Origin of the sequence: Acidovorax sp. A1169 (assembly GCF_030704685.1) — a bacterium.
Classification (GTDB): Bacteria; Pseudomonadota; Gammaproteobacteria; order Burkholderiales; family Burkholderiaceae_C; genus Acidovorax.
In genome coordinates, this window is sequence record NZ_JAUZDX010000002.1 from 488559 (window position 1) to 510700 (window position 22142).

23 protein-coding genes and 1 pseudogene are annotated in these 22142 nt (G+C 65.8%); 3 read left to right on the forward strand and 21 right to left on the reverse strand.

Annotated elements, in window-relative coordinates:
* Positions 1-3 precede the first annotated feature (3 nt).
* Positions 4-1314: a hypothetical protein gene (locus QYL93_RS05520; protein ID WP_305742703.1), complete on the forward strand. Its 1311-nt coding sequence runs from the start codon at positions 4-6 to the stop codon at positions 1312-1314.
* Between the two features lie 59 nt (positions 1315-1373).
* Here the strand turns inward: QYL93_RS05520 and QYL93_RS05525 are convergent, their stop codons facing one another.
* The 12 genes from QYL93_RS05525 to QYL93_RS05580 all read right to left on the reverse strand — a co-directional run bounded on the left by QYL93_RS05525 (position 1374) and on the right by QYL93_RS05580 (position 11793).
* Positions 1374-2213 carry an urease accessory protein UreD gene (locus tag QYL93_RS05525; protein WP_305742704.1) on the reverse strand — a complete coding sequence of 280 codons (840 nt, stop codon included), beginning with the start codon at positions 2211-2213 and terminating at the stop codon, positions 1374-1376.
* Between the two features lie 70 nt (positions 2214-2283).
* Positions 2284-3642 carry an FAD-binding oxidoreductase gene (locus QYL93_RS05530; protein WP_305742705.1) on the reverse strand — a complete coding sequence of 453 codons (1359 nt, stop codon included), beginning with the start codon at positions 3640-3642 and terminating at the stop codon, positions 2284-2286.
* A gap of 101 nt (positions 3643-3743) precedes the next feature.
* Entirely contained in the window at positions 3744-4577 is an 834-nt protein-coding gene (locus QYL93_RS05535; protein ID WP_305742799.1) for an ABC transporter permease, read from the reverse strand.
* A gap of 68 nt (positions 4578-4645) precedes the next feature.
* Positions 4646-5476, reverse strand: coding sequence for an ABC transporter ATP-binding protein (locus QYL93_RS05540; RefSeq protein ID WP_305742706.1), 831 nt, complete (start codon positions 5474-5476; stop codon positions 4646-4648).
* Positions 5477-5550: 74 nt separating this feature from the next.
* The gene (locus QYL93_RS05545; protein WP_305742707.1) at positions 5551-6555 is read right to left on the reverse strand and encodes an ABC transporter substrate-binding protein; all 1005 of its coding nucleotides are present in this window, start codon (positions 6553-6555) and stop codon (positions 5551-5553) included.
* A gap of 79 nt (positions 6556-6634) precedes the next feature.
* Positions 6635-7498 carry a creatininase family protein gene (locus QYL93_RS05550; protein ID WP_305742708.1) on the reverse strand — a complete coding sequence of 288 codons (864 nt, stop codon included), beginning with the start codon at positions 7496-7498 and terminating at the stop codon, positions 6635-6637.
* 38 nt (positions 7499-7536) lie between these two features.
* Complete coding sequence (locus QYL93_RS05555) at positions 7537-8007, reverse strand: RidA family protein (protein ID WP_057264872.1); 471 nt, start codon at positions 8005-8007, stop codon at positions 7537-7539.
* Positions 8004-9362: an amidohydrolase family protein gene (locus QYL93_RS05560; protein ID WP_305742709.1), complete on the reverse strand. Its 1359-nt coding sequence runs from the start codon at positions 9360-9362 to the stop codon at positions 8004-8006. The genes QYL93_RS05555 and QYL93_RS05560 overlap by 4 nt, the downstream gene beginning before the upstream one ends.
* A 10-nt stretch (positions 9363-9372) precedes the next feature.
* Positions 9373-9960, reverse strand: a complete 588-nt coding sequence (locus QYL93_RS05565) for an NAD(P)H-dependent oxidoreductase (RefSeq protein WP_305742710.1) — start codon at positions 9958-9960, stop codon at positions 9373-9375.
* Between the two features lie 16 nt (positions 9961-9976).
* Positions 9977-10279 carry a 2Fe-2S iron-sulfur cluster binding domain-containing protein gene (locus tag QYL93_RS05570; RefSeq protein ID WP_305742711.1) on the reverse strand — a complete coding sequence of 101 codons (303 nt, stop codon included), beginning with the start codon at positions 10277-10279 and terminating at the stop codon, positions 9977-9979.
* A gap of 277 nt (positions 10280-10556) precedes the next feature.
* Entirely contained in the window at positions 10557-11141 is a 585-nt protein-coding gene (locus QYL93_RS05575; RefSeq protein ID WP_057265004.1) for a TetR/AcrR family transcriptional regulator, read from the reverse strand.
* Between the two features lie 124 nt (positions 11142-11265).
* Positions 11266-11793, reverse strand: a complete 528-nt coding sequence (locus QYL93_RS05580; protein ID WP_179683766.1) for a nucleoside deaminase — start codon at positions 11791-11793, stop codon at positions 11266-11268.
* Between the two features lie 375 nt (positions 11794-12168).
* Here QYL93_RS05580 and QYL93_RS05585 point away from each other — a divergent pair, with 375 nt between their 5' ends.
* Entirely contained in the window at positions 12169-13188 is a 1020-nt protein-coding gene (locus tag QYL93_RS05585) for an isopenicillin N synthase family oxygenase (RefSeq protein ID WP_305742713.1), read from the forward strand.
* 15 nt (positions 13189-13203) lie between these two features.
* Here the strand turns inward: QYL93_RS05585 and QYL93_RS05590 are convergent, their stop codons facing one another.
* The 4 genes from QYL93_RS05590 to QYL93_RS05605 form a co-directional block, all read right to left on the reverse strand.
* The gene (locus QYL93_RS05590) at positions 13204-13659 is read right to left on the reverse strand and encodes a hypothetical protein (RefSeq protein WP_305742714.1); all 456 of its coding nucleotides are present in this window, start codon (positions 13657-13659) and stop codon (positions 13204-13206) included.
* A 69-nt stretch (positions 13660-13728) separates the two neighbouring features.
* Complete coding sequence (locus QYL93_RS05595; RefSeq protein WP_305742715.1) at positions 13729-14151, reverse strand: VOC family protein; 423 nt, start codon at positions 14149-14151, stop codon at positions 13729-13731.
* Positions 14148-15128, reverse strand: coding sequence for an isopenicillin N synthase family oxygenase (locus QYL93_RS05600; RefSeq protein WP_305742716.1), 981 nt, complete (start codon positions 15126-15128; stop codon positions 14148-14150). The genes QYL93_RS05595 and QYL93_RS05600 overlap by 4 nt, the downstream gene beginning before the upstream one ends.
* Positions 15129-15141: 13 nt before the next feature.
* The gene (locus QYL93_RS05605) at positions 15142-16173 is read right to left on the reverse strand and encodes an ABC transporter substrate-binding protein (protein ID WP_305742717.1); all 1032 of its coding nucleotides are present in this window, start codon (positions 16171-16173) and stop codon (positions 15142-15144) included.
* A 292-nt stretch (positions 16174-16465) separates the two neighbouring features.
* Here QYL93_RS05605 and QYL93_RS05610 point away from each other — a divergent pair.
* Positions 16466-16886 (forward strand): annotated as a pseudogene (locus QYL93_RS05610) (carbohydrate kinase family protein); the annotation flags it as partial.
* Between the two features lie 440 nt (positions 16887-17326).
* On the opposite strand, the gene QYL93_RS05615 reads toward QYL93_RS05610, so the two are convergent.
* The 5 genes from QYL93_RS05615 to QYL93_RS05635 all read right to left on the reverse strand — a co-directional run bounded on the left by QYL93_RS05615 (position 17327) and on the right by QYL93_RS05635 (position 22141).
* Complete coding sequence (locus tag QYL93_RS05615) at positions 17327-18901, reverse strand: Shedu anti-phage system protein SduA domain-containing protein (RefSeq protein WP_305742718.1); 1575 nt, start codon at positions 18899-18901, stop codon at positions 17327-17329.
* Positions 18902-19190: 289 nt separating this feature from the next.
* Positions 19191-19625, reverse strand: coding sequence for a hypothetical protein (locus QYL93_RS05620; RefSeq protein WP_305742803.1), 435 nt, complete (start codon positions 19623-19625; stop codon positions 19191-19193).
* Positions 19626-19760: 135 nt separating this feature from the next.
* Positions 19761-20813 carry a patatin-like phospholipase family protein gene (locus QYL93_RS05625; RefSeq protein WP_305742719.1) on the reverse strand — a complete coding sequence of 351 codons (1053 nt, stop codon included), beginning with the start codon at positions 20811-20813 and terminating at the stop codon, positions 19761-19763.
* A 79-nt stretch (positions 20814-20892) separates the two neighbouring features.
* Entirely contained in the window at positions 20893-21381 is a 489-nt protein-coding gene (locus tag QYL93_RS05630; RefSeq protein WP_305742720.1) for a nucleoside deaminase, read from the reverse strand.
* Positions 21374-22141, reverse strand: coding sequence for an ABC transporter permease (locus QYL93_RS05635; RefSeq protein ID WP_305742721.1), 768 nt, complete (start codon positions 22139-22141; stop codon positions 21374-21376). The genes QYL93_RS05630 and QYL93_RS05635 overlap by 8 nt, the downstream gene beginning before the upstream one ends.
* Position 22142 lies beyond the last annotated feature (1 nt).

Below are 22142 nucleotides of genomic sequence, written 5' to 3' on the forward strand. Positions count from 1 at the left end.
AGCATGAAAAAAACACGCGCGACGATCCGCACCTACCGCCATGGCCTGGGCGACTGCCACCTGATCACGCTGCGGGGCAAGGGCAAGGCGGCTTACCGCATTCTGATCGACTGCGGCGTCATCCTCGGCACGCCGGATGCCAAGGCCGTCATGACCCGTGTCATGGACGACGTGGTCAAGGAATCCAAGGGCAAGGTCGACCTGCTGGTGGCTACCCATGAGCATTGGGACCATGTCTCTGGTTTTGGCCAGGCGGCGGAGTCGTTCGCCCGGCTGCAGGTCGACAAGGTCTGGATGGCCTGGACCGAAGACCCCGACGACGAGGGCGCGCGGGAACTGGCGCAGTCCAAGGGCCAGGCATTGAAGCTCCTGCAAGGCGCGGCACTGCACCTGCAGGGCTTCGGGGATGTGCAGCAGACACCGCTTTTCCTGTCGCTGGCCGAATTCTTTGGTGCTGCGGGCAGGGTAACAACCAAGAGCGCGCTGGAGGCCGTCAGGGCCAAGGCCCTGCCGGGCGAGCCGCGATACTGCAGGCCTGAGGACCCACCGGTGGAGCTTGCGAAGTACGGCGCGCGCATCTACGTGCTGGGCCCACCACGGGATGTAGCGCTTCTCAAGCGCTTGAACCCCAAGGCCAACACGGATGAGGGCTACGACCATGCGCTCGGGCTTTTCAATGCAGACATCAAGCCCTTGTTGGAGCAGGGCGAGGCCGACAACCAGGCGCCCTTTGCCGCGATGGACGGCCTGGCCATCGCTGACGCCCGCAAGCATGGCTTTTTTGCCCAGACCTACTTCGATGGACCCGAGTGGCGGCGAATCGATGCCGACTGGATGCTGGCCGCCGACAGCCTGGCGCTGGCTCTGGACAACATGACCAACAACACCAGCCTGGTGCTGGCCATCGAGCTGGGCGGCGAGGACGTCCTGCTGTTTGCGGCCGACGCCCAGGTAGGCAACTGGATGTCCTGGCCGGCCTGCCATTGGGAGGTTGGTGGCAAGACGGTTACCGGAGAGGACTTGATGCGCCGGACCACCTTTTACAAGGTCGGCCACCACGGCAGCCACAATGCAACGCTCAAGGAGCGCGGTCTGGAACTGATGGACTCCCTTCAAACTGCGGTCATCCCGGTGGACCAGGAGATGGCGAAGACCAAGAAATGGGGTGCCATGCCACTGGCCCCCCTGGTGTCTGCCCTGCAAAAGAAAACCGCCAGCAAGGGCTTCGTCGTGCGGACCGACCGCGACCTGCCGCCTGGCGCAAACGAGGCCGGCATTGTCTCCACGCCCGAATACGTGGAGATTTCAGTTTAGATCAGTCGATAGCCAGGACCATCTGACCGGCAGGTTGCCCGCCGGGCCAAGGCGCAAGCCTACATCGCCCAGATCCTTGGTACCTCGCCCTGCAGCGCCCACATCTCTTTCCTCCACGCCATGCGCACGGCCTTGAGCAGCTGCATCGCCGGCTCCACCTGCGGTGCCAGCACGCGCACCACAACCATCTGCGCGTTGGGGCTGGTGGCGCCTGCGGTGGCGGTCAGTGTCGGGTGCGCGTCCATCACCGCACGCGCCGCATCCAGCGCCGCATCGCGTCGATTGCGCTCCAGTGCGGTGCCAGCGGCAAAGAACATGCTGGCCATGCAGCGCTGGCCGGCCAGGCCCAGTGGGCTTTGCAGCAGGCGCTCGTCGGCGGCGTCGATCACGCCGCGCTCCAGCCACAGGCCGGGCACGGTGAGGTGCTGCACGAAGCGGCCCTGCACGAAGGGCTGGTCGGCATGGGGCAGGCCCAGGGCGGTGACGTCCCAGCCCATGCATTCGGCACCGGGGGCCAGGTTCAGCGTGAGGTGGTTCTCGGCATTGCAGGCGCTGTAGCACAGGGCCTCCAGCGGCAGCCATTCCAGGCGCCCTCCGTCGGCCACGCTCAGGTGGCTGCGCTGCAGCGCCAGCGGGCCGGTGGAGCGGTAAAAGCGCGTGGCGCCCGGCGTGGTGACCAGGCCGTGCGCGCCCGGGCCCACGGTGGCGGTGATGTCCAGCGTGTCGCCGCCCACCAGGCCGCCGGGCGGGTGCACCAGCACGTTGTGGCAAATGCCGTCGCCCTCGGGGTACAGGCTTTGCAGAATGCGCAGCGGCCCGTCGTGCTGGTAGCGCGCCACGGTGCGGGTGGTGGGGCCTTCAACGGTGTAGTCGAGCTGCAGGCGCGCGTGCCAGGACATGGATGGAAGCTGCTATTAAATGAATAGCTGATTATGCCTTTGCACTTGCCGCAGCCTCTGTGCCAGGGGGCTATGCGGCTTTCGCAACCGGCGGCACCCAGCTGCGCAGCTTGCCGGGGTTGAGCAGGCCCTGCGGGTCAAAGCGCTGCTTGATGCCCACCACCGCAGGGTCCAGGTTGTTCTGCTTGCCATCTTCCACGATGTAAACATGGGGGTTGTTGATCTGCACGCCGTTATCGCGGTAGATCTGCATGATCTGGTTCAGCCGCTCTTCGGTGCTGTAGCGGATCAGCTGCAGCCCGCTGCAGTTGAAGGCGCCCTCCTTGGTGCGCAAGAACTCCAGGTGCATCATCACCTCGCCGCCCAGTGCTTTTTCCAGCGCCTTCACCTGCTCCAGCCGGGTTGCGGGGGTGAAGCCGCTCTGGATGTAGGTGAGCGATTTGTCCACCTTCAGCGCGTGCAGGGTGGTGTGGTTCCAGGTGTATTCGAGCAGGGTCTTGTGGCTCTTGTCCACTTCGTCGGCGGTCTTGCGGTAGCTGACGCTGCCGCCGTATTTGGCGGCCATGTCGCGCATGCCGTCTTCGGAGTGCGGGGCCACCAGCAGCATCACCGCATGGCAGCCCTTGGGCAGGTGCTCGGCCAGGGTGGTGAAGTAGTCGGGAATGGGCGCTGCCAGAAAGCACACCTCTTTTTTCTCCAGCCCCGGTGCGGCGCCGAAGCGGTCGGCAAACTCCAGCGCGGAATCGAATTCGGTGAAGGTGACGATGCACTCCGTCCACGCCACGGTGGGGGTCAGCGCCACTTCGAGCTCCAGCACGATGCCGTTGGTGCCGTAGGTGTGGTGCAGCAGCATGGCCTCGGGGCCGCGCAACTCGATGATCTGGGGCTCGGGCTCCACCGTCATGGCGCGCACGGCCAGCACGTTGCCAGGCGCGGCCAGCGGGCCGTGGTTGATCGACCCGGCCCCGCCGAAGCCGCCGCCGAACAGCCCGCCCAGCGTGGCGCTGCGGTAGGTGGAGGGCAGCCAGCGCAGCTCCTGCCCCTGGGGCTTGGCCTGCGCGTCGAACTCCGACAGGCGGATGCCCGCCTGCGCCCGGCCCACGCCGCCGCGCACCCAGCCAAAGGCGTTGTAGCCCGACAGGTCCAGGATCACCCCGCCATGCAGTGGCGTGCTCTGCCCGTAGTTGCCGGTGCCGCTGCCGCGCACGGTCAGGGGGATCTGCGCCTTGGCACAGGCCGCCACCACCTGGCGGATCTCGTCCTCGGTGCGCGGGCGCACGGCAATGTCGCCGCGCTTGCCGGCCAGGTCGCGCTTGAGCACGGGGCTGAACCAGGCGAAGTCCTGCGACAGGCGGCCCACGCGCAGCGGGTCGGCAATCCAGTCCAGGCCGGGCAGTTGTTCGGGCAGTTGGTGGGCGGTGGTGGTCATGTCTGTCTCTCCTGTCGGCGCGGCGGGTGGTAGGCAAAGCGCGGCCCCCACCACGCGTGCGCGGTGTCAAAAAATGGATGCAGTCCGAGTGAGTGCTGGGGTTAGTCGTGCGAGTTTTCGCTGGCGTGCCAGCTGCCCAGGGCCACGCGGGTGCCCCAGGCCATCAGCGCGAACAGCGCCACGCCGGTCAGCGATATCAGCAGCAGCGCGGCGAACATGCGCGGTATGTTGAGCTGAAAGCCGGCCTGCAGAATCTGGTACGCCAAACCCGCGCCCTGGCCGCCGGTGCCGGCCACGAACTCGGCCACCACGGCGCCGATCAGGGCCAGCCCGCTGGAGATGCGCAGCCCGCCAAAGAAGTAGGGCATCGCGCTCGGTATGCGCAGGCGCAGCAGGGTCTGCATGCGCGTGGCGCGGTTGAGCTGGAAGTAGCTTTGCAGGTCGGGCTCCACGCTGCGCAGGCCCAGCGTGGTGTTGCTGATGATGGGGAACAGGGCCACGAGCGCGGCGCAGATCACCATCGACGCGGTCGGGTCCTTCACCCAGATGATGATCAGCGGTGCCACGGCCACGATGGGCGTGACCTGCAGCAGCACGGCGTACGGGAACAGGGCCGTCTCGATGCGCTTGCTCTGCACGAACAGGAACGAGATCAGCACCCCGGCCACGGTGGCCACGCCAAAGGCCAGCACCGTGATCTTGACGGTGACCCAGAGCGAGCCGCCCAGGGCCGCCCAGTCGGTGAACAGCGTCTTGAGCATGAGCAGGGGCGACGGCACCAGGTACGGCGGCAGCTCCAGCGCCGTGACCATGCCCTGCCACAGCGCGATGAGCACCAGGCCCACCAGCAGCGGGTAGACCACGCGCTGCACGCGCGGCTGGGCCATGAGGGGAATGCGCGGCTTGGCGGGCTTGGCTGGGGCTGGTGCGCGCATGGGTGTGCTGCGCTCGGCGGTGGCGGGCGCCGCGATGGGCGCTGCAGGTGCAGTAGGGTAGGGGGTGCTCATGCTGCGGTCTCCTCGATATCGGCGCTGGCGCGCAGCAGGCTGTCCTGCAACTGCTTGGCGTAGCGGCTGAATTCGGGCGACACCATGAAGTCGGCCGTGCGTGGGTAGGGTGCGTCGATGGTGAACTGCTCCACCACACGCCCGGGGCGCGCGGCCATCATCACCACGCGGCTAGACAGGAACACCGCTTCGTGGATCGAGTGGGTCACGAAGATCACCGTGAGTTTTTTCTTGCGCCACAGGTCCAGCAGGTCGGCGTCGAGCTTGTGGCGCGTGATCTCGTCGAGCGCGCCAAAGGGCTCGTCCATCAGCAGCAGGTCAGGCTGGGTGACCAGCCCACGTGCGATCGATACGCGCATCTGCATGCCGCCCGACAGGGCGCGCGGCAGCGCGCTGGCAAATTTCGACAGGCCCACCAGGGCCAATGCCTCGGCCACGCGGCCATCGGCCTCCTGGCGGGGCACGCCGGCCAGGTCCAGCGGCAGGCGCACATTGGTCTGCACGCTGGCCCAGGGCATGAGCGTGGGCGACTGGAAGACGAAGGCCATCTTCTTGCCGCTTTCGTCGAGCTGGGCCACGGGCTTGTGCCACAGCTGCAGGCGGCCGTCGGTGGGCTCCAGCAGGCCGGCCACCATCTTCAGCAGCGTGCTCTTGCCGCAGCCCGAGGGGCCGAGCAGGGTGACGAACTCGCCTTCTTCGATGGTCAGGTCCACCGGCAGCAGGGCCTGCGTGCCGTTGGGGTAGGTCTTCTCGGCCGACAGCACCTGCACGGCGGGCGTGGGGCGGTGGGCCGTTGTCGGAGGAGTGGTGGGCTCGGCGGAATGCATGGGATGGCCTTTCGATGGATGCGGCCGGCCCCGCTGCGCGCGGGGCAGGGCCGCTGTTTCAGGGCAGGGTGGGCTTACGGAAGAACCTTGAGGTCCTTGACGAAGCTGGTGCTGTAGGTGTCGGCCAGCTTCACCTTGGCGGGGTCGATCAGCTTGGACTCGACCAGAAAGTCATAGCTCGCCTTGGCGCGTGCGTCGGTCATGGTGCCGATGCCCATGCTGGCCGCGTCGCCGCCCGTCACCATGCCCATCTCCTTGAGCTTGGCCACGCTGTAGGTCAGCTGTTCGTCGGTCATGTTGGGGTTGTCCTTCTTGATCAGGGCGTTGCCGGGGGCGGGGTCGGCCAGGTAGCTCTTCCAGCCTTCCATCGACGCCTTCACGAACGAGGCCACGGCGGCGCTGCGCTCCTTGAGCGTCTTGTCCATGCAGCTCACGGTGGTGGCGTAGGCGGGGTAGCCCTGGTCGCTGAACATCAGCGTGTTGGCCTTCACGCCGGCCTTGGCGATGGCGAACGGCTCCGACGTCAGGTAGCCCTGCTGGGCGGTGTTCTTGTCGGCCACGAAGGGCTGGATGTTGAAGGTGTAGGGCCGCGTCTGCGAATCGGTGAAGCCGTACTTGGCCTTCAGCCAGGGCCAGTAGCCGCGCTGGGCCGACGAGGCGATGAGGATGGTCTTGCCCTTGAGGTCCTCGAACTTCTTCACGTCGTCATGCGCGATGAGCACCTGAGGGTCTTTCTGGAACACTGCGGCCACCGTGGTCACGGGCACCCCGCCCTCGCGCATCTGGATCATCTGCAGATCGCTCGATCCCATCACGCACTCGGCCTGGCCTGCCGCCATCATCTGCACGATGTTGACCTGCGGGCCACCCATCTTGATGCTCACGTCCAGGCCGTACTTTTTGTACAGGCCCGTGGCCACCGCCTGGTAGAAGCCGCCGTGCTCGGCCTGCGCGTACCAGTTGGTCATGTAGGTGAACTTTTCCTGCGCGTGCGCAGTGCCCGACATGGTGCCGACGGCACCAACAGCGAGCAGGGCGGCTGCACCAAGTTTGGAAAGGCGGGGGGCGGTCTTCATCATGGCAGTACTCCGTTAGGTGGGGAGAAGGGACGAAACAGGTGGCGAAAAGGGGTGTGGGGGTGCGGCTGCGTCGCAGTTTTCAGGCCAGAGCGGTGGAGTTTTCCACATGGCCCGTGTGGTTGGCGCGGCCCCAGGTGGGCTCGGGGCGCGCGGCCCACTGCAGGTGGTGCAGCTCGGTGATGGCGGCGGCCCAGCTCACGGCCAGCGAATCGAGGATGGCGTGGCCCTGCTCGGCCGTGGCGGGCAGCGGGTCGCCGATGATGCCGCTGGGCCCGAAGTCGCGGGCGCTCCAGGCACAGGCGGGGCGGCCGTCGGGCGAGAGCAGGGGCGACTCGAACACGGGCGGGTAGTTCACCACCGCGCGCTCCATGTGCACGGTGTCGGGGGCCAGGGCCAGCATCAGCGCCGTTTCGGCATGGCCGGCGTGCATGGCCAGCTTCTTCTCCTGCTCCGACAGGTACTTGCCGGCCACGTGCGGCACGCGCCAGGTGAAGCTGGGCACCACGATGAAGTCGCCATGGCGCAGGCGCAGCTCGCGCGCGCACATCTCCATCACCTGCGGTTGGCCGCCGTGGCCGTTGACGAACAGCAGCTTGCGAAAGCCCGCGCGGTAGACCGACTCGCCCACCTCGTTCATGGTGGCCAGCAGGGTCTCGCCGGAGAGGGTGATGGTGCCGGGGAAGTGCAGGTGCTCCTCCGACTTGCCGTAGGTGATGGGCGCCATGGCAAAGGCCGGCACCTCGGCCGGCAGGCGCGCCAGGGCATGGCCCACCACGCCGGCGCTGATCACCGTGTCCACCGCGCAGGGCAGGTGCGGGCCGTGCTGCTCGGTGGCGCCCGTGGGCAGCACGATGACGGTGTTCTCCTTGTCCGGCAGGTCGACGATCTCGGTCCAGCTCAGGTAGGGCAGGTAGCGGTGGGGCGGGTTGTAGCCGTGCAGCATGGGTGGGCTTTCGTGAGGAGGGTGTGGGGGGCGATGGGTCAGCGCAGCGGCAGGTACGCCGTGGCTTCCACCTCGATCAGGATGTCGGGCGTGGGCAGCATGCCGCTGACCTCGACCACAGTGGAGGCCGGCGGCTCGCCCGGAAAGAACAGCTTGCGCACGCGGCTGTACTGGGGAAAGTGGTCCAGGTTCTTGAAGTACTGCACCAGCTTGAACACGTCGGACATCTGGCCGCCCGCGGCCTCGATGGTCTGGCGGATGCGGTCGAGCACGTACCAGCTCTGCGCGAGGATGGGCCCCTCCTTGGTGTCGCTGCTGAACTCGCCCGTGCGGCCGACCAGCGTGGCCGCCTCGTCGGGGATGTCGGCATAGCCGCGCACGATGCGGCTGGCGGCCGGGTCCACGGCGATGATGCCGGAGAGGAACACCAGGTCGCCCGCGCGGCGCCAGGCGGCGTAGCGGGCCAGGGGCTGGGCGATGCCTGGGGTGTTGGGTGCGTTGTCGCTCATGCAAGGCTCCGTGCAGGGATGGGGGTGGATGGGGCGGGCGTGGCACCGGCCGCAAGGGCTGGGGTGGTATCCGCCACGTGCCATGCAGCGCTGGCGTGGCCGCTGCTGACGCGACCGTCGCGCAGCACCACGCGGGGCTGCGTGCGCGAGGGAAAGCCCCAGCGGTCGGCCTGGTTGAAGACGATCAGGTCTGCCGCGCTGCCGGGCTGCAGGGGCAGGGCGTCGGGGCCGCGGCGCAGCCAGTCTGCACGGCACAGCGCTTCGGACCAGCGGTCGAATGGCGCATCGAGCTGCGCGGCCAGCACGCCGGTGGCCAGGGCCTCCAGCGGGTCGAAGCTGCCCACGGGGCAGAACGGGTCCTGCACGTTGTCGCTGGCCACCAGCACGGGGATGCCGCGCGCATGCGCCTCCTTCACCAGCGTCAGGCCGCGCTGGCGCGGCGTGCGGCCGGTGGTAGCGTCCTGCAGCAGCAGGTTGGTGATGGGCAGGGTGACCAGGGTGATGGGGCTTGCCGCCACGGCGTCGAGCGTGGCCAGGGCTGTCGCCTCGTCCTGCGCGGCCAGGGCGCAGGTGTGGCCACAGACCACGTGGCCTTCGAAGCGCAGCTCCTTGAGCAGCGCGGCGGTGGTGGCCAGGCCCAGGGCGCCGGGGTGCAGTTCTTCGTCCACATGCAGGTCCACATTCAGGCCGTGCTGCTGCGCGGCCTCGAACAGGTGGCGCAGGGCCTGTGGGTCCCAGTTGGTCGAATGCACGAAGCCGCCCAGCAGTGCGCCCGGGCCGCTGGCGGCCACGGTGGCGGCCAGCTGCATGGCGGTGGCGCGCTCTGTGTACAGGTGCAGGGGGATCAGGCCCACGCGCTCCAGCGTGATGCGGCCGGCCCACTCGTGCGCCAGCTCGCGCAGCACGCCCCAGGCCAGGGGCTGGGCCTCGGGCTCCCACCAGTCGCAATGGGTGCGCACATGCACCGTGCCGGCCTCGTAGGCCCATTGCAGGGCGCGGCTGGCGCGCTGGCGTATGTCGGCCTCGGTCCAGCCCTGGCGGTCGACCATCATGGCCTCGATGGCGCCCAGCAGCCCGGGCTTGACGGTGCCCATGCGCGGCAGGGTGAAGGCCTTGTCCAGATGGGTGTGGGCATCTACCAGGCCGGGCAGCACCAATGCGCCGGCCAGGTCCCAGGTGGTGCCGGCGGGCAGGGTGCGCGCGGGGTCGTGCGGCACCATGGCCTGGATGCGGCCCTGGGCCAGGTGCAGGTCGGCCAGGGCGGGCTGGCCGGCGCTGGTGGGCCAGGTGCGGGGCAGCAGCCAGAGAGGCAGGCGGGCGTTCAGGATGTGGTCGGGGGCGTTGGAGGCGTGCATGCTGTCCCCCTTATGCAAAGCGCGCCATGGCCTGGCCTACACGGGCCTTGAAGGCCTCCAGCCGCCGCGGCGTGGCCACGTTCATGTGGTAGTAGGCGTGGTAGTCCACCCGCGCCTTGCCGCCGGTGAGCAGGCGCATGTAGCGCGTGACGGACTTGCGCGGCGGGTCGCCCATGAGCAGCGCGGTCCAGCGCGGGCGGCCATAGGTCACCACGGCCGAGATGCGCCTTATGTGCGTGAGCGAGGGCTTGACGTTGTGCGGGTCGCTGATGTCGAAGGCCACGCCGGGCATCAGCACCCGGTCGAAAAAGCCCTTGAGCATGGCCGGCATGCCGAAGCACCAGGTGGGAAAGCAGAACACCACGGCCTCGGCCTTGAGCAGCCGGTCCACATAGCCCTGCACGGGCAGGCGGTTGCTCGGCACCTCGTGGTAGCCCAGGCGCTCCTCGCGGCTGAGCACGGGGTTGAAGTCCTCGGCATACAGGTCGCAGTCGTCCACCTCATGGCCGGCCGCGCGCAGGTTGCGCACCACCTCGTCGTGCAGGGCGGCGTTGTAGCTGGTCTCCACCGGGTGGCAATAGATCACGAGGATGCGCATGGCGGGGTGTCCTTCTTCAAAGGTCGAGCGTGAGCGTGGGGCCGTGGCTGCGCGCGCAGCACACCGCCACGTGCGTGGCCTGTTCTTCGGGGCTCAGGCAGCTGTCGCGGTGGTCGGGTGTGCCATCGAGCCAGCGCGTGGCGCAGGTGCCGCACACGCCCTGCTCGCACAGCGTGTCGATGGCGATGCCGGCGAGCTGCAGCACGTCGGCCATGCTCTCGCCGGGCTCCACGGGCAGCCGCAGGTGGCTGCGCGCGAGCACCAGTTCAAAAGCCGGTTCCGTGGCGGGCAGCGGCGCTGCCGTGGCTGGGTTTTGCATGTTTGACCACTTGATTTGATCGATTGGTCAAACTATTGCAAGTGCTGTGCCAGGGGGGTGACCTGGATCAAGGCACTGTTGTGGGGCTTCTGCTGCTTGCCTATGCAGGGTGTGCGAGGCAAGGCTGCGCAGGTCTTTGCGATGCGGCGCGCCTTGATTTGGGATGGGCTGCTAGGCGCAAAGCACAGCCATAGCCCGTGCTATGGCGAGCATTTGCAACGACGCAGACCGCCCAAAGCGAGGTGTGCCGCGCGCAAGGGACCTGTGCAGCCTTGCCTTAGTCTGGTGCGAGGCCGCAGCCCAGCAGCACAAATGTGGTGAGCTGGCGCACGATGGGCTCACGGTCGATGGCTTCGTCGGGCGCCAGGCCCAGCATGATGTGCACCTGCACGCCGTAGTCGGCGTAGTGCTGGGTCATGCCCCAGATCTGCATGAGCAAAAGGCGCGCATCCAGCGGGCGCATGCGGCCCTCCGCGATCCAGCGGTCGATCAGCTCCACCTTCTGCTGGGTCGACTTGACGGCCACGGGCCAGTACTTGCCCAGGTTGCGCCCACCGCCCAGCACCTCGGTGGTGAAGATGCGCGACAGGCCGGGGTTGTCCAGCGCGTAGTCGAGCTTCTTGCGCACATAGCTGCTCAGCACCTTCTTGGGGTTGTCGCTCTGGCTGTCGAACTGGAAGGCGCCCGACCAGCCGTTGAGCACCGAGTACAGCAGCTCTTCGTACAGCTCTTCCTTGCTGGCGATGTAATAGTGCAGCTGCGGCTTGGTCAGGCCCGCGCGCTCGGCAATCGCCTTGGTGGACGCACCCTTGAAGCCGTGGCGGCTGAACTCGGCAATCGCCGCCTCGCGGATCGCGCCCATGATGCGCTCGCGCCCCTGCTTGGAGCGGCTGAGCAGGGTGCCCGAGACGACATTGCTGCCGGTCTCGATGTCGGCTTCGTTCACGGGCGGGGCGTTGGTCGGCATGGTGGGCGATTGTCGCTGCTCACGATTTCCAGAAGCCCACATGGGGTGCGCTGGCCTCTTCGATCAGTGCCGGGCCGATGCACTCGATGGCGTGTGGCGAGGCGGCGAACACGTCGCGGCACGAGAGCTCGGCGTCGCGCTGCTCGGCCCGTTCGCCGCGGAACTCGCGCAGGCGCACTGCGTCGATGCCGAACACCACGCGGCCGATGCCCGACCAGAAGATGGCGCCCGCGCACATCACGCAGGGCTCTGCCGATGAGTAGATGGTGGCCTGGGCCAGCATCTCGCGGCTGAAGCGCGGGCTCAGCTGGCGCACGGCGTTGGTCTCGGCGTGGCCGGTGCAGTCGCCGGTCTCGGTGGTGTTGCAGTAGGCCTCGGAGATCAGTTCGCCGTCGCCGCTGATCACCACCGCGCCGAAGGGCCGGTTGCCGCGCGCGCGTGCGGTGCACGACCAGGCGATGGCCTGGCGCAGGTAGGTGCCGTCGGTGGCATCGATCACCGCAGGGTCGTCGAGCTCATGGGGGGCGGCGGACATCAGGGCATGCATGGGTTGTCTCCATCAGGGGGTTGCCATCGCTATGCATTTGGCATGCCAAGAACATTGTGTGACAAGCATGCATTGCTTCGCCAGGCCCCGTGCAGCGGGCGTTTGGCAGGGGTGATCCCCCATTTGGCGTATGCCCGCAGGCATCGTTATTGCATACTGTGCGGGCAAGAGTAGAAGCGTTCACTGCGCGGCGGGTCGGGAGGTTCTCCCACCATGCCTGCGGCCGGAAATTGCTCTTGAAGCCCGCCCCAGTGGCATGCCAGCGCATGGCGTGCCAAGGCTTCAAGAGACCGGTTGCGCCGCGCGCGCAGGCCATTCTTTCGATGCGTGGGGGCGGGTGGATTTTTCTATCCATCCCACTTCAGGAGAACTGCCATGACGACGACTGCCACCACTGCCACGACGGCCACCGACACCTACGCCCTCGCCGAGCTCGACAAGGAAACCCGCATGGGCGCCCTGGGCTGCGAGACCGGCGCGCGCGAGATCCGCCGCATCGACCTCTCCGACTTCGCCCACCGCCAGGATGCCATCGCCGATGAACTGTGGGACGCTGCGGTCGATGTCGGCTTCTTCCAGGTGGTGGGCCACGGCATCGACCTGGCCGAGGTGCGCAAGGCTTTCGCGATGACCGAGCGCTTCTTCGCCCTGCCCGAGAGTGTGAAAGCCCAGTACCCGCTGCGCAAGGCGCTCAACGTGGGCTGGGAGAGCCGCGCGCAGGTGCGCCCCTCCACCGGCACGCCGGACCAGAAGGAGTCGTACCAGATCACGCGCCCGCACATGGAGGGCCTGTGGCCCACCGATGAGGAACTGGCGGGCTTTCAGGCCACCATGCTGGCCTTCGAGGGGCAGTGCTGGCAGGTGGCGATGCAGGTGCTGTCGTGCTTTGCGCGCAAGCTCGGCTTCGCGCCGGACTTCTTCGCCCACGCGCACGACCCGGCCAAAGCCAGCTACCAGAGCACGCTGCGCCTGCTGCACTACTTTGCCACGCCACCCGAGCAGCAGGCCCACCTGGGCCTGTGGCGTGCCGGTGCGCACACCGACTTCGACTGCCTGACCCTGCTGTTCCAGCGCCAGGGGCAGGGCGGCCTGCAGGTGTGCCCCGGCAAGGAAATGGACAGCCAGGCATGGACCTCGGTGACGCCCGACGAAGAGGCCATCACCTGCAACATCGGCGACATGCTGATGCGCTGGAGCGATGACCAACTGCCATCGAACTTCCACCGCGTGAAGAACCCGCTGCCCGGCGAGTACATGGGCCCGCGCTACAGCATCGCCTTCTTCGCGCAGGCCAACCGCGACGCCACCATCGAAGGCCCTGGCCGCAAGTACCCGGCGATTGCGGCCGGCGACTATTTGAACCAGCGCGTGGCCGCGAACTTCAAGGCGTATTAAGCGGGTCGGTCAGTCTCAGGGGCGCAGCAGGTAGAAGGCGGCCACGGCGACCACCAGCGCCGCCACGATCCAGACAACGCCCTGGCTGCCGCCGCGCGGCTGTTCCCCAGGGGACAGGCCGTGCGGGTTGCCGCTACCGGTGGCTGCGGCCAGTGCATCGACCCGGTCCTTGGCCTCCTTGAGGCCAATGCCTGCATGCGCGCGCAGCAGGCGAATGGCTTCGATCTTGTTGCCGGCGGCCAGTGCCTGGCGCACGGAGTCGGGCACGTGGCTGCTCGCGTCCGATGCAAAGCCAGTGGAGTGCGCCGGCGCCGCCGCATGGTGCCCCTGCTGGTGCGCGTCGATGAGGTCCTTGGCTTCCTTGAGCCCCAGGCCTTGCACCACGCGCAGTTGCTTGATGGCGTCGATGGTGCGGCCCGCGTCGAGCAGGGCCTGCACATCAGGCGGTAGAAGGAATCCGGTCGAAGGCATGGGGGCTCCAGTCCGTGGCACTCGGACCGTTGTACCACGCCCGCTGTGCAAGCCCCGTGCAGGTGCGCGTCAAGGTGCCCGTGCGACCGTGCCGTCGGGCAGGCCGAATGCGCTGAGCCGGAACACATGGTCCTCAGGGTCGGCCAGCACCGCCTGCCACTGGCCGTAGTAGGTGGCATAGGGTGGCTTGACCATGTGCCCGCCCAGTTGCACGGCAATGGCGCAGGCCGCAGTGACGGCGTCGGGCGATTCGAGCATGAAGGTGGCATAGCCCGTGACCGGGTCGGCCGACCCAGCGGACCGCTCGCGATCAGCCAGCCCGAGCAGGGCATACGCCCCGTGCGCGTTGAAACCGAGCTGGAAGTGCTCCGTCTCCACCGCACGGTAGATGGGCGAGCGCGTGCCCGCGGCCTCGGGCAGATGCAGCAGCGCCTGGTAGAACTGCAACTGGGCCTCGATGTCGCGGCAGAACAGGTTGAACCAGAGCTTCATGCCATTGCCACCGCAGCCTTGCTGTCCGCCAGGCCATAGGTCTTGCGGTACATGGCCTGCAGGTGCTCGCCCACCGTGCAAGGATCGAAGCGCGGTGCCTCGCCCTCGGGCACACAGGTGGCGACCGGGGCCACGCGCGCCTCGTAGTCGGGCGTGTAGAAAAAAGGGATGGAGTGGCGCGCAACACCGCCGCTGTGCACGTTGCGCACGCGGTGCGGGTTGGAGCGGTACAGGCCATTGGTCCATCGCGGAATCATGTCGCCCAGGTTCACCACCAACGCGCCTTCCACGGGCGTGGCAGCCGTCCACTCGCCGCTGGGCAGCTTCACTTCCAGCCCGCCATGCAGGTCCTGCGCGAGCAATGTGATGGCGCCCCAGTCGGTGTGCTCGCCAGCGCCAAAGGTCAGCGCATCCGCCCCCTCGGGGTGCGGCGGATAGCGCAGCAGCCGCAGCGTGAGCATGGGGTTGGCGTGCGTGTGGTCGAAGTAGTCCTCGGGCAAATCCAGCGACAGGGCCATCAGCTGCATGAGCCGCAGCGCCAGTTGCTGCATGGCGGCGATGTAGGCGCGGCACTGGTCGCCGAGTGCGGGCAGCTGCGCGGGCCACTGGTTGCTGCCGTACGAGTGGTAGCCGCGCTGCACGTAGGGGTGGTCGGCCGCGTAGTCTAGTCCGCAGTAAAAGCTCTCCTTGAGGTCGGGGCGCACACCCGCATCCAGCGTCTGCCCGCCCAGGCTTTCGTAGCCGCGCATCGACGGCGAGCGGTGCAGCGAGATGGCTTCCTTGTCGGCCAGGGGCAGATCGAAAAGCTGCTGCACCAGCGCGAACTGGCGTGCGATGAGTTCCTGCGGCACGCTGTGGTTCACCACGTAGAAGAAGCCCGGGCCCATGCAGGCCTGGCGCAGCGCAGCAGCCACTTCGGCGCTGCGAGGGGCGCCGGTGTGCAGCGCCCCGGTGAGGTCGATGAGGGGGATGCCCATGGCAGTGCCTCGGTCAGCCCTTGAGCTTGCGGTCTGCCGCCGTGGGCAGAAAGCGCTCGGTCCAGATGTCGGCCACGGCCAGGCTCGATTTGAGGCCAAAGGCCGCCACCGTCTCGTCGATGGTGGCCTGCAGGCGTGCCGGGGTGGCGGCGCCCCAGCCGTTGGCGCGGGTCTCAGCCGTCTTCATGGTGCCGTCCACGATGAGCTGCAGGCGTTCGAGCTCGATGGCCTCGTTGGCCAGCGGCTCACGCGCCTTGATGGCGGCGGCGCCTGCCTTGGGGTCGGCAATCGCCTCGATCCAGCCGCGCGTGGTGGCCTTCACAAAGGCTTTCATCGCATCGGGCGACTCCTGCATGGTCCTGGGGCTGGCCACCAGGCCGTTGCCGTACGACTGCATGCCGAAGTCCGAGAAGCGGAACACCGTGAGCTGCTCGGGCCCCATGCCGCGCGCCTTGAGGTTGAGCAGCCCGGTGAAGAAGAAATAAGCTGCCGCGTCGAAGTCGCCCTTGACGAAGCGCGTGTCGCCGATGTCGGGCGCCACGTTCTCCCACTTCACGCCGCCCGTGTCGAACCCCTGGGCCTTGGCGAACACCGGGAACAGCTTGCGCGATGCGTTGAACGGCTGGCCGAGGATGGTCTTGCCCGCCAGGTCGGCAGGCTTCTTGATGGGGCCGTCCTTGCGCACCATCACGGCGTTGGGGTTCAGGTCATACTGGATGGCCACGGCCGCCAGCCTGGCGCTCGGGTTGGCGGTGTTGAACTCGATCATGGTCGACAGGTCGGCCGAGGCCACGTCGTAGGCGCCGCCCGCCACCAGGCTGATGGCCGACGCCGAGCCGTTGCCGGTGTCGATGGCCACGTCCAGCCCCGCATCCTTGTAGTAGCCGCGCTGGTGCGCGAGCAGAAAGCCCGCGCCCGAGGCCTCGATCTTCCAGCCCAGGTTGAACTTGAACTTCTGCAGATTGCCCTGGGCAAAGGCCAGGGGAGAAGCGGTGCCGACAAAGGCTGCGGCGCCGGCGGCTTGAAGCAGGGAACGACGTTTCATCATGAGGGCACTCCGTCACAGGTGGGTCGGAACCACCGGCGGTGCCAGCAAGGCGGGTGCATGGGAGAGATGAACGAAGCCGGTGCACCCGCGCGCTTGAAGACACAGCCGGCGCCCATGCGGTGCATGGGCAGCGGTCTTCAAGAGCAATTTCCGGACGCGGCGCCTCGCGCGGCACCGGGGCGGTGCAGGCGCGGTCCACCACGGTGAACGCTTCTACTCTTGCAGGGGAGTCAGTGCAACAAGCGTGCCATTGCTTGTGTGGCAGGGGCGGTGGTTCCGCTCCTGCGCCCCATGCCTGCGGCCCTCGCCCGAGGTCATGGCCGAATGCATCAACGCCCTGGCTGCGCTCAGCGACACCGTGCTCCCCGGCCTGGCCGAAGGCCGCCAGCTCACCGACCGCCACACGGCCGAGGACATCGCTGCTTTTTTATCTGGATCGCGGCGCCAAGCAGGTCGTCGTCAAGCTCGGGCCTGAAGGGGCGTACTACGCGCAACGCGACGGCGTATCGGGTATCGCGCTTGGCCTGAGCGTGGAGCGCGTGGTGGATACCGTGGGCGCTGGCGATGGGTTTGCGGTGGGGGTGGTCAGTGGGTTGCTTGAAGGCTTTACCCTGGCTGAGGCCGCAGCCCGTGGCAACGCGATTGGCGCGCGCGTTGTGCAGTTTCCGGGGGATGCGGATGGGCTGCCTACGCGGGCGGAGTTGGGGTAGCCCAGAGCGACTGACCACGAAATGCTAGCCCGAGGCATTCATGGGAAACGACTCGACCGCACACTGCATTTGGCATTCTATATTCAGTGGGGCGGTGGTCGTAAAGCACCAGTGACACTGCCAATCCATTATGGAAATTCATTTTAGCCACCCCGGCCACTATATAAGATCCGTATTTTTAACGCCGCAGTAGGACTCAGGATCGGCATCTTCAGTGACGGAGCTGAGACCCGCAACGTCTCTGACCATGAGCATCTGTTCGTACTTCTTAATGTGGCTGCGTTAGCTCTCCGGCATAGGGTCTGTGCCGAATTTTATTCCTAGAATAGCCAAAATTGCGCGTAGGCCGCTAGTGCCATTATTGTTGGATAAGTCTGCCATGCCAGCTTAAGGTAAAAATTTGGGTTTTAAGCCAGTCGATGGTCATTTATAATAAAGCTTCAGGTCCTTTCCATAGATACGATCAATCGATTTAGGCGCTCTAAAAGGTCGTCGTAGGTGATGATCTTCACCAGTCTATTTGAATTGATGTTGAACAGAGTCTCTTTCTGTTCATTTGTCAGATGTGTGGAGCGGCCAATAACTACAAGCCCAGCTGGAAGATATTCTCCTTTCAGCCATGCCGGCATTTCCGGCGCGTTTCCTCGAATCTGCGTGATCCAATCTTCGATCTGCTGCGTTGCGTGTGCTACCTTATCCACGAGACGGTTGTTTTTCTTGAATATTCTGTCGTCATCCCGCTCGAGCTCGACTAGCAAAACGCGTTTGTCAGATTGCTCGTAACGCAGCACAAGGTCAGCCCTATAGCGACCAACTCGCACCTCGCTGTGGACTTGAGCCGCGTGCGCATCAAGCATAACTGGGTGGCGAACGAGGAACTGATGTAGATCCACCTCCAGCTTTCTGCGGCGCTCCAACAGATGGCAGAATTCAAAGTAGATTTTTGACAGATTCTGTATGGCGGTGGGTCGGCTAGGCTTCAGAACTTGGAGTTTCCATTCAAGACGTCGTGCATCGTCCTCTGGAGTCGATGGAACCGGATGAGGTCTTCGCTCAACTAGAATGGGCGGTATCAGCTCACGGCCACCGGTTTCAAGAACCTCAATGCCTGGTGCGTGGAATCGCCCTATAACTACGGCAGGAACACGCTTGAAGCCCAATGATTTATAGGAAAGAAAAGCGGAGTAATCATCATCCATGATGAATTTTCCTCCGCGCTGATATAGTAGGAGTGCGGAACTAGCCTGGCCGCCGTCGATATGTGCATCACGCAATCGGCGGATATCTTCTATCGGATAGTTCAGCGCATGAGGCATGTCCTTGGGGACGATCGCGTCAAGAGGTACCGTGACGCGTGTGCACGGAATTTTACCCTGCATGGCCAGCGCACATAGCTTAACGAGTTCTCGATTCTCACTACGTGGTGTATTCGATCCAAGGTCGGATTTTTCGAGATCAACTATTGAGATCTTGGGATAGCGCCACTGATGCAGTGCCACGATCACTTGGATCATAAGTGCTAGCTCGGGGATAGAGGATAGTTGCTCTCGTGGTACTTGCGACCAACCATTGGTTGAAAAAATCGAAGCGAATGGTTCTGGCTGGGTGCGGGCGGCCCTAATTTCAGCGCGTATCATGCGGTCAATGCCATCCTCGCGGTTCATGAGTGTCACTTCATAGAAGAGACCTCCACCTTTAAGCTCGTGGCGAGCAATATGGATCCCCAGGTCCTGTCCATTCCAGAACAACGACGCGAATGAAAGACTTTTCAATGGATTGCGTTCAAGAGCTTCGATTGAAGCTAGGCACTCTTCAATGTTTGGGAGTTTTTTTTCCTCTAGGATGGTGTCAACACGCGAAGCAAGTAGTCCTGCATAAAGCTCAGCTACAAAGCGTTGGGCCTTGTAGAGGGATCGCATTGTTGCACCTCCATTTAAATGCTCATCTCCCTCAGCACTGAGCTTTCGCCAAACCAATTTTTGCAGAATGCCGAGCATGGGAACAACAGACGACACGATCTCACTCCTCACGATCAATATCTGGTGATAGGCAAGCTGTATAGGCCGTGCCTCATGGAATTTGAAATATCCAGCAATCATAAGTTGCCTCGGCTTCAGATGACCGCTATGGACCAGCGACCGGTAGATTGAGATTCGGTAGTGAGCGGCAGCAATCGCTGCAAAGCATGAATGAAGACTGTTGGGCGGAAGATGTGCGCCTCATACTGCAGGTTCGCTACCGACGCTTCAAGTGGCGGTGCTTCGTAGGCCTTACCTACCTAACACCCGACGCCCCCGCACGTCCTCACTCATCCCCTCTACCCTGCCTAACTTCTGAAAGCTCGATCGCTTCTCCATACACGTCTTGTACTCCGCCTCCGAGCCTCCGGTTGCGCCAGTCGGCGGTTAGGACACATTCGGCTTGCAACTGGGCAATGAGCTTGCGGCTATGGCATGGTGGCCAATGCGGCTTTTCGCCTTCCAGGATGGCGATGGCGCGCTGGCCGAAGTCGGCGGGGCCAATGTCCAGCACCTTGGGGCGGAGCACCAAGTCGGCGCGGGCGAGTTCGGCCTCGCGCAGCCTCTGGCCCATGATGGCGATGGACTGGTCCAAGGTGCCCAGCATGTCGCCGGGCCTCTTACCGCGTGCACTGTTGGAGCACAGGTCCAGCACCGCCAGCGCGCCACGTGAGCGAGCCAGCCACACCACGGGGCCTTGGCGTCTGGCGTTGAACATCATCAACCTGTTCGGCAAGACCTATGTGGGCAGTTGCACCACGGGTTGCTTCTATGGAAAGCCGCGCAAGGCGATTGCCACCGCCAGCTACCGCTGGTAGTTAGACGTACCTGGGCACACCTGGTCGGCCCCGGCAGGCTACTTGCCCACTGGCGCCGGGCAACCTTCGCTCATCCCCGCCATCCCAGCCAACTTCTGCAAACTCGACCGCTTCTCCAGACACACCTTGTACTCCGCCTCCCGCACCTTCTCCTGCGCCAGTTGCGCGGCACGCGCGCGTTCGGCCTGCAGCTGGGCGATGCGCTCGCGCAGCTGCGGCATGGCGGCCAGCGCGGCCTTTTCGCCTTCGAGAATGGCGCTGGCGCGCTGGCTGAAATCGGCGGCGCCGATGTCCAGCACCAGGGGGCGTATCACCACGTCGGCGCGGGCCAGTTCGGCCTCGCCCAGCTTCTGGCCCATGATGGCGATGGACTGGCCCAGGGTGCCCAGCATGTCGCCCGGCGACTTGCCGCGCGCCTTGTTCGAGATATCCACCGCCACCACTACGTCGGCGCCCAGCTGGCGCGCGGCGTCCACCGGCACGGGGCTGACGATGCCGCCGTCCACGAAGTGGTACTTGCCGATGGTGACGGGCTGGAACACGCCGGGCACGCTGCTCGATGCGCGCACCGCCTGGCCGGTGTTGCCGCGGGCGAACACGGTACGCTCGCCGTCTTCCAGGCGCGTGGCGACCACCGCGAAGGGCTTGGCCAGTTGCTCCAGCGGCTTGCGGCCCACCTGTTCGTTCACGTAGTCTTCGAGCTTCTTGCCCAGCACCAGCCCGCCGGTGGAGAACTGCAGGTCGCGGATCTTGGCTTCGTCGAGGGCCACGGCCTTCTCCTGCATCTCGAAGGCGTTCATGCCGCTGGCATACAGCGCGCCGACCACGCTGCCCGCGCTGGTGCCAGCAATGTAGGCAGGCGCGAAGCCATTGGCCTCCAGCATCTTGATCACGCCGATGTGGGCAAAGCCCTTGGCCGCGCCACCGCCCAAAGCGATGCCGACCTTGATGGGGGCCGGGCCGATGGCCTGGATGGCAGGCGCTGGCGCGGCAGCTGCCGGCTGGCTCGGGGCGGTACCGCCACCGCATGCGGCCAGGCCGGCCACGGCCAGTGCGAGCGCCAGGGGGCGGAAAAAGAAGTCCAGGCGCATGCGAAAGATCCTGTGGTCGACAGGGCGGCGAGTATATCGATAGCCTCTTTCCGCAGTCGCTGTCAGGGTCGCAGCAGGGTCAGCGCCAGAAGTCCCGGTGCAGGGCCGTGATCTCTTCTTCCAGCGCAAGGACCGGTCCCATCACCTCGGTAGCGCGCTGGCCGGCGGCGAAGACGGTGCGGCAGGGCAGCTCGAGTGTCAGGTTCTCGGGGTGGTCGCCGGTCAGCGCCTTGAGGGCGGATTCTTCGGCCCCGTAAAGCACGCGGCCGATGCCGGCCCAGTAGATGGTGCCGGCGCACATGGCGCAGGGCTCGAAAGTCGTGACCAGCGTGCATTGCGCCAGGTAAGCGCCGGGGTAGTTGGCCGCTGCCGTGCGCGCCAGCGTGCTCTCGGCATGGTTCACGGTATCGATGTTGCCCTGCTCGGCCAGCACGGTCTGGCCATCGGGCGCGACCAGCAGGGCGCCGAAGGGGTGGCGACCCATGCGCATGGCGCGCTGCGCCACAATGTTGGCGCGGCGCAGCAGCGTGGCCGCCTGGGCTTCGCCCAACGCCGTCAGGTTACTCACCCTGCGAGCCCCGGTGCGCCCAGCCCGTGGTGCGCTTCTCGATCCAGCTGAACAGTTCGTACATCACCATGGCCATGGCGCCCACCACCATCAGGCCGGCGAAGGCCAGGCCCATCTGCATCGACGAGCCGGCGCTGATCAGCAGGTAGCCGATGCCCTCGTTGGCAGCGGTCATCTCCGACACAGTGGTGCCCACGAAGGCCAGGGTGATGGCCACCTTGAGCGAGCCGAAGAAGTAGGGCATGGAGCGCGGCAGACCCACCTTGGTGAGCACGTCCCAGCGCTTGGCGCCCAGCACGCGCAGCACGTCTTCCAGCTCGGGCTCCAGCGTGGCCAGGCCGGTGGCGATGTTCACCATGATCGGAAAGAAGCTGATCAGAAAGGCCGTGAGGATGGCTGGCCCCACGCCGATGCCGAACCACACCACCAGGATGGGCACGAAGGCTGCCTTGGGCAGGGCGTTGAAGGCCGTCATCAGCGGGTACACGGCGGCATACGCCAGGCGCGAGGATCCAATCACGAAGCCCAGCAGCACACCGACCACGATGGCGATGCCAAAGCCCGCCATGGTGACCCAGTAGGTGCGCCAGGCATGGCCGGCGATGACGCCGGCAAACTCCACCAGCTGCGTGGCGATGGCCCAGGGGCTGGGGAAGATGAATTCCGAGACGTTGAAGGCCGAGCAGATGATCTGCCACAGGATGATGGTGGCCGCCAGCAGGATCCAGGGCGACCAGCGTTCGAGGTTCTTGTTGTGCATG